At 30.8% G+C, this 12,471-nt stretch carries 13 protein-coding genes and 1 pseudogene; 11 read left to right on the forward strand and 3 right to left on the reverse strand.

Annotation, left to right across the window (positions count from 1 at the left end):
• The first annotated feature begins 174 nt into the window (after positions 1 to 174).
• Positions 175 to 669, forward strand: a complete 495-nt coding sequence (locus Q0616_RS11610) for a class I SAM-dependent methyltransferase (protein ID WP_366940323.1) — start codon at positions 175 to 177, stop codon at positions 667 to 669.
• A gap of 94 nt (positions 670 to 763) precedes the next feature.
• Here Q0616_RS11610 and Q0616_RS11615 read toward each other — a convergent pair whose 3' ends face one another.
• The 3 genes from Q0616_RS11615 to Q0616_RS11625 all read right to left on the reverse strand — a co-directional run bounded on the left by Q0616_RS11615 (position 764) and on the right by Q0616_RS11625 (position 3,835).
• On the reverse strand, positions 764 to 2,296 hold the full coding sequence (locus Q0616_RS11615; protein WP_298777062.1) for a S41 family peptidase: 1,533 nt from the start codon (positions 2,294 to 2,296) through the stop codon (positions 764 to 766).
• An 86-nt stretch (positions 2,297 to 2,382) separates the two neighbouring features.
• The gene (locus Q0616_RS11620; protein ID WP_298777063.1) at positions 2,383 to 3,228 is read right to left on the reverse strand and encodes a hypothetical protein; all 846 of its coding nucleotides are present in this window, start codon (positions 3,226 to 3,228) and stop codon (positions 2,383 to 2,385) included.
• Between the two features lie 7 nt (positions 3,229 to 3,235).
• Positions 3,236 to 3,835 (reverse strand): HD domain-containing protein, encoded by a 600-nt coding sequence (locus Q0616_RS11625; protein WP_286483863.1) that lies wholly within the window; start codon positions 3,833 to 3,835, stop codon positions 3,236 to 3,238.
• Between the two features lie 170 nt (positions 3,836 to 4,005).
• Between Q0616_RS11625 and Q0616_RS11630 the strand changes: the two genes are divergently transcribed.
• From Q0616_RS11630 to Q0616_RS11675, 10 genes and pseudogenes are all read left to right on the forward strand, one after another.
• A complete protein-coding gene (locus Q0616_RS11630; RefSeq protein WP_171623802.1) occupies positions 4,006 to 4,533 on the forward strand; it encodes a 30S ribosomal protein S16 in 528 nt (175 codons plus the stop codon).
• 24 nt (positions 4,534 to 4,557) lie between these two features.
• Positions 4,558 to 5,082 carry a ribosome maturation factor RimM gene (gene rimM, locus Q0616_RS11635; RefSeq protein WP_286483865.1) on the forward strand — a complete coding sequence of 175 codons (525 nt, stop codon included), beginning with the start codon at positions 4,558 to 4,560 and terminating at the stop codon, positions 5,080 to 5,082.
• A 34-nt stretch (positions 5,083 to 5,116) separates the two neighbouring features.
• Entirely contained in the window at positions 5,117 to 5,701 is a 585-nt protein-coding gene (locus tag Q0616_RS11640) for a hypothetical protein (RefSeq protein ID WP_298777064.1), read from the forward strand.
• Positions 5,702 to 5,763: 62 nt separating this feature from the next.
• A complete protein-coding gene (locus tag Q0616_RS11645) occupies positions 5,764 to 7,446 on the forward strand; it encodes a glutamine--tRNA ligase/YqeY domain fusion protein (protein ID WP_188319292.1) in 1,683 nt (560 codons plus the stop codon).
• 77 nt (positions 7,447 to 7,523) lie between these two features.
• On the forward strand, positions 7,524 to 7,970 hold the full coding sequence (locus tag Q0616_RS11650) for a hypothetical protein (RefSeq protein WP_298777066.1): 447 nt from the start codon (positions 7,524 to 7,526) through the stop codon (positions 7,968 to 7,970).
• A 22-nt stretch (positions 7,971 to 7,992) separates the two neighbouring features.
• On the forward strand, positions 7,993 to 8,664 hold the full coding sequence (gene radC, locus Q0616_RS11655; protein WP_298777071.1) for a DNA repair protein RadC: 672 nt from the start codon (positions 7,993 to 7,995) through the stop codon (positions 8,662 to 8,664).
• A 28-nt stretch (positions 8,665 to 8,692) separates the two neighbouring features.
• Positions 8,693 to 9,922, forward strand: a complete 1,230-nt coding sequence (locus Q0616_RS11660; RefSeq protein ID WP_298777067.1) for a polysaccharide deacetylase family protein — start codon at positions 8,693 to 8,695, stop codon at positions 9,920 to 9,922.
• A complete protein-coding gene (locus Q0616_RS11665) occupies positions 9,919 to 10,785 on the forward strand; it encodes a hypothetical protein (protein ID WP_298777068.1) in 867 nt (288 codons plus the stop codon). Before Q0616_RS11660 ends, Q0616_RS11665 begins: the two co-directional genes overlap by 4 nt.
• Positions 10,782 to 12,053 carry a glycosyltransferase family 39 protein gene (locus Q0616_RS11670; RefSeq protein WP_298777069.1) on the forward strand — a complete coding sequence of 424 codons (1,272 nt, stop codon included), beginning with the start codon at positions 10,782 to 10,784 and terminating at the stop codon, positions 12,051 to 12,053. The genes Q0616_RS11665 and Q0616_RS11670 overlap by 4 nt, the downstream gene beginning before the upstream one ends.
• Positions 12,054 to 12,075: 22 nt before the next feature.
• Positions 12,076 to 12,471 (forward strand): annotated as a pseudogene (locus Q0616_RS11675) (hypothetical protein); the annotation flags it as partial.

A 12,471-nucleotide genomic window follows, 5' to 3' on the forward strand; every position in this document is an offset into this window, starting at 1 on the left:
GGGGCTAGCCCCCAATGATTTAATTTGAGTTGCACTTATTTGTTGAACTTAGAAACAATGAATAACGATAAAAAAGCTCATTAGGAACATATATATGACGTAAAAACTCCACAAGAAGTTAGTTGGACACAAGAAAAACCCGAAACTTCTTTAAATTTTATTCAATCATTTTCGGTGGATAAAACAGCAAAAATTATTGATGTTGGCGGTGGAGAAAGTAAATTAGTTGATTTTTTATTGGAAGAAGGATACGAAAATATTTCGGTTTTGGATATTTCTGCAAATGCATTAGAAAAAGCTAAAAAACGTTTGGGCGATAAAGCTAAAAAAGTGAATTGGATTGTTGCGGATATCACCGAATTCGAACCTACAGAACAATACGATGTATGGCACGACAGAGCTGTTTTTCATTTTTTAACAGAAGATAATGACATCAAAAAATACCAAGATTTAGTTTCGCAAGCGGTGAAAGGTAAAATGGTTATCGGAACTTTTTCAACAAATGGACCTTTGAAATGTAGCGGTTTAGAAATTAAGCAAAACGATGAAATTTCGTTAACATCTACCTTTGCTTCTGATTTTGAAAAAATAGAATGTTTTACGATAGATCACATAACGCCATTTGATACGATACAAAATTTTATTTTTTGTAGTTTCAACAAAAAATAAAATGCGTTAGGTATTGCAGTGGAAATCCTTTGCTGTAGAGCAAAGATTGAAACGGAAAGCCCGCTCGAACGCCCAAAACATAAAAATCATCTGCTTAATTAAGTAGATGATTTTCTATTTGTAATACCTTATTGTATACTGCATTTTCTTTTTTGATATCGTTCAAAATCCAGTTTAATTCGGGATCAATTCGCTTTATTTTATGTTCTAAAGTTGGTTTAATCTCTTGATTAGGATATACACCATGTCCCATTTCTTCTCGCTTTTCGATAGGCGAAAGATAAACTGTTCCCACCGACATTTGTAGTTTTGAATGAGGTAACGTAAACTTAGGCATCAAACCAGCCACCGTTCCATTAAAATCGCCTCCAGTTTCTTCTCCAACAAAAAATGCACGATTCTTGAGTTGAAGATTCGCCGAAATAAGCGAAGAAGCGGAATACGATCCTCCATTGATCATCACATACAAATTCCCTTTGTAAATAAGCGATTTGTCTATTTTTACAAACGAGAAAGGTATGTTTAATTCGTATTCATTGTCCGAGTTTTTGGATGTTGCAAAGTAGGTATAACCAGACCCCAACCAAAGTAAGGGGTAGGTATAAGTGGGAAAAATATTGTACAATGATTTTCCAAATGAAGTCTTATTGGCAACAATTTTTTCACCTAAAAAAGACTTCGAATCATCGACCAAATACGCATACAAATAATGTGCATCTTTGATGAATCCGCCCCCGTTATTGCGAAGATCCAGTACCAAGTTTTGAACTTTATGATTTTTGATATCTGTAAAAACTTCTTTATATAGTTCTTGTATCTTACCTTTTCTAAAATCGGTTACTTTTAGCACTGCAATCGTACTGTCGTTCGTAGGAAAAGATAAATCTTTGGAATAAGCTGCCGAATTTTTGGAGTATCCATATGTTTTTTGCTTAATTCGAACTTTTCGGTCGATTTGCTTTTGTTCTTTGGTGATTTTTGGAAGTTTCTTTTTCTCAGTTTCTTTTGATTTGGGATAAGTCCTAAATGTTTTTTTTCGGATTGGTTTATTCCCCATTAAAAAAGTAAGTTCGACTGAATCTTTAATCCCCTGCTCTAATGTAACATAATTCAAAAATGTTCGGTTGAATACATTATCTGTAAAAGTGGTGTTTTTCCCATCGCCAAAAATGCTTTTTTTGTATTTATCGTATAGATATTTTGTTGGAATATTATCTATAAAAACTAATGCTGAACCAGGATTTATTGGATTTATTTTAGACTGATCATGTACCAAAAAAACTGAATCATTTTTCCAAAAGAAACTATAATCATTAAACGCTGACTTTGAATCTTTGTATTGCTTTATTTCCTTTTTATTCAATCGTTTATAAATCGGATAAATATATGTATGTCCGTGCTCTAAACTTTCAAAAATCGGAAAAAACTTAATGTAAAAATCATTTGGTTTCAATGATTTTGTAAGGGTCTTTTTTAAGCTATCAAATTTAAAATCTAATTCATTTTGAGCAAGATACATATCCAATTTTGGATGATATCTTTTTAGTTTTTTGTAGGCAAAATCAACGTCTTTCTTTAGCTTATTTGCTGGGATTTTTTTATCAATATGTGCATTGTATTTCTCCACAGAAACACAACTACACATTAAAAAGAGAAACAAATAAGTAAAAAGAGACGTTAATTTCATTCGGTATTCTAATAAAAGATAGAAAGTTACAATTTTGATGTTTTAGTTCGGTAATTATTTTGAGAAATCATTTTAATTTTCATGTTATTTACGTCCATTGTCATGCTCATTGGTCCAGAAAAAGTTGATTCGTTAATATTTTGATCGAAAACATTCATCGTTAAACTTCCGTTTAATTTGTACTCGTCAAAGTTAATATTTAACTGACTTGGCATTTTTATGTTACCAACAGAAGTCATTTCTACATCAAAATAAGCTTTTCCATCTGCAATTTTTAGTAATTTATACACTCCTTTAATATTCATCTCGATATCAACACCTTGTTGCAAAGGCATTTTGAAAGGAATTATCACTTCGTGCATATCCCCAATCTTAAAAGTTTCTTTTGGAAAAATCATAAACATAGACATCGAATTCATCATATTATCGTACAAATCTTTCATGTTCGATAAATCCCCTGTCATTTCATCCGATGAATATTGTCTTCCTTTCTCGTTCTCAATACCATTAATCTTGATTTTTAACAATTCTTTTGTTATAGCATCTTGATCCATTGGAATTTCTTGTCCATTGACATTCATTTTAGAATCTAACTTTTTGTAAAAAATTTCGAAAGGTAAATCACCTTCTTTATCCATTTCTTTTGTAACCGTTAAAGTTTGAAAACTCATGTCCATTTTAGTTTCCACTTGACTCAATTCATTCGAAAGTTTTTCGTCACCTGCCATTTGCATCTGCATGTTCATCTGCATATCCATGTCCATTTGATAGGATGATTCTGGGTGAAATTTCAGTTTGAATTGAAATGTTTCTTGTGCAAATCCTACGATAGAACTTGACACCATTAAAAACGTTGTAATTATTTGTTTCATTATTGATTTATTTAACTTCTTGATAAAATTCTTGAATAAAATTTTCCATGTATAGATGACGTTTTTCTGCAATTTGTTTTGCTGTTTTAGTGTTCATCAAATCTTTTAATCTAAATAATTTATCATAAAAATGTTGTACACTTGATGCATCTTTCGAGTTATCATACGGATTATACAAAATGCTGCCTACGCTCCCACCATAAGCAAAACAACGTGCAATTCCGACAGCTCCAATTGCATCCAAACGATCAGCATCTTGCACTATTTCTGCTTCTATTGTTGTTGGTTTATTTCCTTTACTAAACGAAACTTGCGAAACAATTTCTAAAATACGTACAATCGTTTCTTCCTCAACCTGAATAGATGCTAAAAACGCTTTAATTAACTTTTCAGATTTATCTACTCCATCATGCAATTTATAATCACCAATATCATGTGTCCAAGCAGCTAATTCGACTAAAAAAGGGTCTGCATCTTCAGTTTCTAAAATCTTTTTAGCGTTCGTTACTACACGTTCGATATGAAAATAATCGTGTCCAGTTCCTTCATCTAAAAAGGTTTTCTTGATATAAGCTTGTGTTTGAGCAAGTATGTCTTTTTTATTCATGCTAAAAAATATTTTCGAGTTTAAAAGTACATCAGAATCGTTATTCAACAAACTTGAATCTTCAGAATTAATTTAATCATCACTTTTAAAAGAATTATTTATAAAAAAATTGTATATTTGCACCTCAAATTTGTAAAACGGGACGAGTTCCCCAAATAATTAGTTATACTATGGCTACAAGAATTAGATTACAAAGACATGGTCGTAAAGGAAAACCATTCTTTCACATCGTAGTTGCTGACTCAAGAGCAAAACGTGATGGTCGTTTCATCGAAAAATTAGGTACTTACAACCCAATTACTAACCCTGCAACAATTGAATTAAACATTGATTCAGCTGTAGAATGGTTACAAACAGGTGCTGAGCCATCTAATACTGCTAAAGCTTTATTATCTTACAAAGGTGCTTACATGAAAAAACACTTATTAGGTGGTGTTGCTAAAGGAGCATTTTCTCAAGAAGAAGCTGAAAAACGTTTTGAAGCTTGGTTAGAAGCTAAAGATGCAAAAGTTCAAGCTAAAAAAGACGGTTTAACTTCAGGTGCTGCTGCTGCTAAAGCTGCTGCATTAGAAGCTGAAAAAGCTGTTAATGATGCGCGTGTAAAAGCTGCTCAGGAAGCTGAAGCTGCTGCACAAGCAGAAGAAACTCCTGCTGAAGAAGCAGAAGGTACAACTGAAGAAGTTGCTACAGAAGAATAATTTTTAAGTTCAGAGAAGTTCCAGATGACAAAAAATGATTGCTACTATTTAGGTAAAATTACAAAGAGACACGGTTTCAAGGGTAATTTAATCATTCATTTGGACACCGACGAACCAGAATTATACGATACTTTGGAAGCAGTGTTCATCGAGAAAGATGGTACACTGGTTCCATTTTTTTTTGAAACCTCTCAGCCTTATCAAGGTACAAAATTATTAGTAAAGTTTGAAGATATTGAAGACGAAGAAGTCGACAAGTTAATCAATCGTGAACTTTATTTACCTCTAAAATCGTTACCAGAACTTTCTGGAACAGACTTTTATTACCACGAAATTGTTGGTTTTACGATTTACGACCAAACAAATACAGAAGTTGGAACGATAAAATCTGTCAACGATTCTGCTGCTCAAGCTTATTTCGAAGTGGATGCAAACGGAAAAGAAATCCTAATTCCGATGATTGACGAATGGATTCTTGAAGTAAATCGTGAAGAAAAAGCAATGCTTATTAATATTCCTGATGGTTTATTAGAAATTTATTTGGGGTAAATCCTTATCTTTCATTTATTAATATTTTCAATAAATGGAAGAACTTATTCATTTTACTAATTCCACTCCATTCCACGGACATATTCATTTGATGTCTTTACAATTCGATGCTTTTAACTCTAAAATAGAACTAATTATTCAAGTCCGATACGATAATTATGATCACTTGTGGGAAATAAAAGCAGAAAATGTCATTGATTATAAAAATTTTAATCATTGTTCATTAACCCCTTTTTTTCGAATTAAAGAATATACTAATCATTTTCTTGTTAAATATCATACAGAAGCTCAAATTACAATCAAATTAGATAAAATTCCTGATAAAAATCCAATTCTGTTAGGTAAAATTCATAATTTTCTCAAAAAAGAAACTGGGTTATGGATGAATCTAAATAACTTAAACAAACGATACATCACTTTTCCGAAATCTCTCTTTCATAAATTTAGATTATTTTGTGAATCAGAGAATTTAACATATGAAATGGAAGAAATAAGCAAACCTATTAAATCAAATCTAAAACTTTTATTTTTTGGAAATGATTTAATCGCTCCTGACAATTACAGTTTTGGACAAGCTTTTATTCTTGCTGAAAATTTTAAAGCAAAAAGACTTAATTAAAAAACAATCCCTCTATTTTTATTGTCAATTTTGTACCTTTGCAAACTCAATCGTAATTAAAAATGGAAGAAGAAAAAAAATCATTGAATTTTATCGAGCAAATCATTGAAGATGATTTAGCTAATGGGATGCCAAAAGAAAATTTACGTTTTCGTTTCCCACCAGAACCAAATGGTTATTTGCACATCGGGCACGCAAAAGCAATCTGTTTAAACTTCGGTTTAGGACAACGTTACAATGCGCCTGTAAACTTACGTTTTGATGACACTAATCCTGACAAAGAAGAACAAGAATTCGTAGATTCTATCCGCGAAGATGTGAAATGGTTAGGTTTCGAGTGGGCTGAAGAACGTTATGCTTCTGATTATTTCCAGCAGCTTTACGATTGGGCTGTTCAATTAATCAAAGAAGGAAAAGCGTACATCGACGATCAATCTTCGGAAGTAATTAATGAACAACGTAAAACACCGTTTGAACCTGGAATCGAATCTCCTTATAGAAACCGTTCTGTTGAAGAAAATTTAGCGATTTTCGAACGAATGAAAGCAGGCGAATTTGAAGAAGGAACACATGTTTTACGTGCAAAAATTGACATGACTTCTCCGAATATGAATATGCGTGACCCTGTGATGTATCGTATTTTAAAACGTCCTCATCACCGTACTGGCGATACATGGAAAATGTACCCGATGTACGACTGGACACATGGAGAATCTGATTATATCGAAGGAATCTCACATTCATTATGTTCGTTAGAATTCAAAAATCACCGTGATTTATATGAATGGTATGCGAATAATGTTGAGTTACCGAATCAACCTCAAAAACCAAAACAACGCGAATTTGCTCGTGGTAATGTTTCGTACATGATTACAAGTAAGCGTAAATTAATGAAATTGGTACAAGAAGGAGTTGTAACAGGTTGGGATGATCCACGTATGCCAACTATTTCAGGTTTACGTCGTCGTGGGTACACACCAGAATCTATCAAGAACTTCTGGAATACTGCTGGTGTTGCAAAACGTGATAATGTATTGGATATTTCGTTATTGGAATTCTCTGTTCGTGATCATTTAAATAAAATCGCACCACGTGTTTTTGCTGTAATTGATCCAGTTAAAGTAATTATCGAAAACTATCCAGAAGGACAAGTTGAGGAATTAGAAATTGAGAATAATCCAGAAGATGAAACTGCGGGATCTCGCATCGTACCTTTTACTCGTGAAATTTATATTGAACGTGAAGATTTTATGGAAGAAGCGCCTAAAAAATTCTTCCGTTTATCATTAGGAAACGAAGTTCGTTTGAAAGGTGCCTACTTTATTAAAGCAGAACGAGTTGAAAAAGATGCTGAAGGAAACATTACAACAATTTTCGCTACTTATGATCCTGAAACAAAATCTGGTAGTGGAACTGAAGCGTCTAAACGTAAAGTAAAAGGAACATTACATTGGGTTTCTGCAACAGAAAATATTCCAATCGAAGTTCGCGAATACGATCGCTTATTTACAGTAGAATCTCCGGATGCAGAGAAAGATGTTGACTTCTTACAATTTGTTAACCCAAACTCATTAACGGTTAAAAATGGATTCGCTGAACCAGCGCTGAAAAACGCTAAAGTAGAAGATAAATTCCAATTTCAACGCATTGGATATTTTGCTTTGGATCGTGATTCTTCTGAAAATAAATTAGTTTTCAACAGAACTGTAACCCTAAAAGATACTTGGGCAAAAGTAAACAAATAATAAATCTATTTCATTAAATATCAAGCTCGGACAATTATGTTCGAGCTTTTTTTATTATATTTAATAAAATTTAAAACATGAATAATAAACTCTATTTCATCATATTTACTGCATTTATTGCCTTATACAGTTGTCAATCATCTAAAAATGCAACCACAAATAACACACAAGAAATAGAACATATACAGCACTCAGATTTAATTGGAAGGTGGAAACTTGTAAAGCTTTCGGGAGGAATAATAGGTCGCGAACAACTTCCACCAACTAATATGGTTACAGTTTTAGAATTCACACCAACCGAAATGATTACAATAATTAATGGTAAAGAAACCAATCGTACAACATACACTATAGCGAAAGGCAAAAGTATTCATACGACAGAACTTGTTCCCATGATTTACACAAATGGAAACCCTTCGATGGGTAAAAGTTTTCAGGTAGATCAAAATACACTTGGGATTAACGAAGAATTTAATGACGGTTTTTATTATACCTATATAAAACTTGGCGAAAACGATGACTGATTACTAAGATAATAAAAACTCCATCGAAAATTGGAACGAAGATTACCGACCACGAGAGAAATTAGCTTTAAAAGGACGTTCATCTTTGTCTGATGCAGAATTATTAGCGATTATCATGGGGAGCGGAAACCGTGATGAATCAGCCGTAGAGTTAGCAAAACGCATCTTAAACTCCGCTAATAAAAACTGGAATGAATTAGCTAAATATTCGATTGAAGATTTATGCAAATTTAAAGGTATAGGCGAAGCAAAAGCTATTTCAATTATCACAGCAATGGAAATTGGACGCAGACGAAATTCGCAAGAAGTTTTGGAACGAGATAAAATAACATCAAGCAAAGATGCCGCTACCATTCTTCAACAACAAATTGGCGATTTACCAAACGAAGAATTTTGGGTTATGTTTCTTAATCAAGGTAATCGAATCATCAAAACAGAACAGATTTCTCGTGGTGGAATTACACAAACTGCCGTTGATATTCGCGTAATTTTTAAACGTGCTTTAGAATTAATGGCAACCGCAATCATACTTTCTCATAATCATCCTTCAGGAAATCTCGTTCCAAGCCAAGCGGATCAATCAATCACTCGAAAAATAAAAGAAGGCGCTACGTTATTGGATATACAAGTACTGGATCATATTATAGTTTCTCAAAAAGATTTTTATTCGTTTGCGGATGAAGGCCTAATTTGATATCTTTAAGGATTATTGCATCACTATTTTGAATTCAAAAGTCATCATATATACTGAAAAAATCACTAATCGAATCAATTACATATTTGATTTCATTTTTCGTGAATTTTCTGGAATTGACTACAACATAACAACCAATTTTGAAGAATTTTCCAATTCTTTTTTACCCAAAATTAATTTTTCGAATCAAACTTTAGAAGACGAAATCAATTTCAACGTAAATGATATTTTTCTCGAAACTAATATTAAAGAAAATGTTGATTATTCTAAATTGAATGAAATTGGAAAATCATTTTACTGGCTTTCACGTTACGAAGAATATAATGCGAAAACTGAACAATTTGATCAACATAATCGATTTTTAGGTTCAGATTTAGATTATTCTCGACCAATTGTTGATGAAATTTGTCTTGATATTCAACAAAAAATACAAACTAAATATCCTGAAATTTCTTTTAAAAAAAGAGTTTTTAAACAAATCATTACACATGATGTTGATTATGCATGGAAGTATTTGCACCATAATTCAACGATAAAATATGGTTCGCTTTTCAAAAAGATTATTAAGGGAAATATCAATGAAGCCAAGAAGCAAATCAATGTTTTAACACATCAAGAAAAAGATCCGTATGACACCTATAATTATTTAAAAGGGTTAGCTAAGAAACATGAAATCGAAACCATCTTTTTTTGGTTATTGGGCGATTATTCTTCTTTTGATAAAAATCATCATTGGAAAAATAAAACACAACAGGAATTAATCCGCACTATTTCGAATTGGGCCAAAATTGGGATTCACCCGTCTTATCAATCCAATATAGATGCTAAGTTATTAACAGCAGAAATTTCTCGTTTAAAATCGATTACAAATAATTCCGTTAAATCATCTCGCCAACATTTCATCAAATTGAGCTTTCCTTACACTTATCAACAATTGTTAATAAATGAAATTTCAGAAGATTATACGATGGGATTCCCGCATCAGATTGGGTTTAGAGCTGGGACTTCTACTCCTTTCAAATGGTTTGACTTATCAACAAATCAACAAACAATGTTAACAATCTATCCTTTTGTTGCTATGGATGTTACGTTGAAAAACTATTTACTATTAACACCACAACAAGCTATTGATGAATTAAAAACATTGAAGCAAACAATTAAAAACGTCAACGGTACGTTTATAACATTGTTTCATCAATCTAATCTAACTGAAAATTGGGCTGATTGGCGAAAAGTTTATGAAAGTATTTTCAAATGATAAAGCGAGTTTCACGAAAAAAATTAGATGTTAATAAATACACCGAATGTTTAAATAAATCGGTGAACTATCGTATTTATGCGGAAGTTTTTTATTTAGATGTTTTGGTTGAAAACAATTGGGATTGTTATGTTTTGAATGATTATGAAGCAATAATGCCTTTGCCTTTTGTGAAAAAAATTGGGTTTAAATTTATTACACAGCCTATTTATTGTCAACAATTAGGTGTTTTTCATCAAGAAAATTTATCGAAAGAAACCTTTCAACTTTTTGAAAATAAATTACACCGAAATTTAGTGAGAGCTTATTCTTTTAATGAAGAAAATACAGAAATGTTTGAGCCGAAGGGAGAAAAAAGAGTGAATCAGGTTTTGAATTTAAATTTTGATTATAACATTTATTTCAAAACTATTCGTAAAAATAGAAAACAAGAAATAAAAACTGGTTTACCTGAAAATTATAAGATTTGTCAACATTCCAAAAACATAGATTTTATCGACTTACTTGATAAAAACTATTCGCATATAAAGAAAGAATTACAACTCAAAAAATTAGTAAAACTTGTTAATAAACTACAAGAAGAGGAAAAATCAATTACAATTTCTATTGAAGAAAATCAACAAGTTTTAGCCAGCTCTTTTTATCTTATTTCTGATAAAAGATTAATACAATTATGTAACGCCAAACTTCCTAATGGTAAGATAAATTACAATACATTTATTGTAGATTTTATTATAAAAAAATATTCTAATAAAAATATTTATTTAGATTTCGAAGGTTCAAGTTTGAAAGGTGTTCAAGAATTTAATGAAAGTTTTAGAGCGGCAACACATTATTTCACTTGTTATAAAAACTTTCTATGATAAAAATTTTTTACCATTTATTTGTAACTTTATTCTTCTTGATTATTTATCGTTTAGGAAGTTTTAGTAAAATTACTTTCGGAGATTCTGCAGGAAAAATTTTGGACATTGAAGCCAATCAATTCAATCTTGAGACGTATTCCATTACACATTTTTTATATCAAAACTTTACAATTCTTATTTACAAACTATTTCCTGATTTTAGTACAATAGAAATTGGACGTTGGGTAAATATTATTTCAGCAATTGTGGTTCTAAATATTTTATTCATAATCCTTCAAATTATTACTAAAAAAAAATGGATTGCTTTATTAGGAACGATTGCATTCGGTTTTAGTTTTACGTTTTGGAAAAATACAGAAAATATCGAAGTATATACATTTTGCTTAATTTGGATAACTTTATATTGTTTATTCTCTTTAAAATTTATTCAACAAAAACAACCTATAAATATTCTATTTGCTGGTATAATTTTAGGAATTAGCTTTTTTGCGCATATACAAGGAATTTTATTACTTCCTTCATACTTTTACTTATGTTATTTAGCCTATGACAATACAAAAAATAAGACATTTGGTTATTACCTTTTTATTCCTATTATATTCTTAGCATCTTTATACATTTATCCAATCGTTCATAACGAATCAATTAAAAACGTTTTATCTTCCTCAGATAAATCATGGGTTTCTGATTCTTTGAAAAAAGATTTTTTAAGTTACATAAAAGACTTCGTTAAAGCTTTTGGTTATCTAATTTACAACTTTTGGTGGATGAATATTTTCTTATTATTTATACCTATTAGAGATTATTTCAAAAATAAAATATTACTTTTTTTAATTATTTTTGGGCTGCCTGTTTTTGGATTTTCTACTATTTATGCTGTAAGTGACAACTATGTTTTCTTCTTAAATTTCAATCTTAGTTTTTTGATTATTTCGAGCATTGGATTAAATTATTTTATTACAAGATTCCCGAAGCATACAACTATTGTTTCAGTGCTTATATTTTCAACACCATTCTATTATTATACAGCAAAACAACTTGTTTTAAAAACTAATAAAGGGCAAGAGTTTCATCATCAAAAATCTTACAAAGATGTCTTGAATTATTATTTACTTCCATGGATGAACAACAATAAAGGAATAATAGAAGTTATTTTAAACAACGAGGAAACGAATGAAGATATTGAATGGATGAAAAAGTCTGCCCAACAATTAATTGATTTAAAATCTAAAACGATGACAATTGAAGAAATTAAAAAGTTGTAACTTAACATACAATTTTTTATTTATGAAAACATTATTTAGTTTATTTATTGTTATTTCTATATTTTCTTGTACTGCTCAACAAGGTGGTTTAATTTATCCAGATTCTCAAATAGTCACAAATGCAAAAGTTGTTCATATTACAGATGAATCATCAATAAAAAATTTTACAATAACCAACGATTTACAACCTATTACTTTACAAATAAATGTTATTGTATTAAAACGTGAAGACGGAACGGGGAATTATGATTTAAAAAATCCTGAAGAAAAGAAAGCCTTAGAAAATTTCATGAATTATAGCAATGATGTTTGGATGAACCTTAAACAGCCAGAAGATTTAACAGGATGCTATACCGGAAATGACTTTTATCCTGATACGAAAGTTCGTTTTAAATATAATTATATTGAAATTAAAGAT

The organism is uncultured Empedobacter sp., assembly GCF_937930195.1.
Lineage (GTDB): Bacteria > Bacteroidota > Bacteroidia > Flavobacteriales > Weeksellaceae > Empedobacter > Empedobacter stercoris.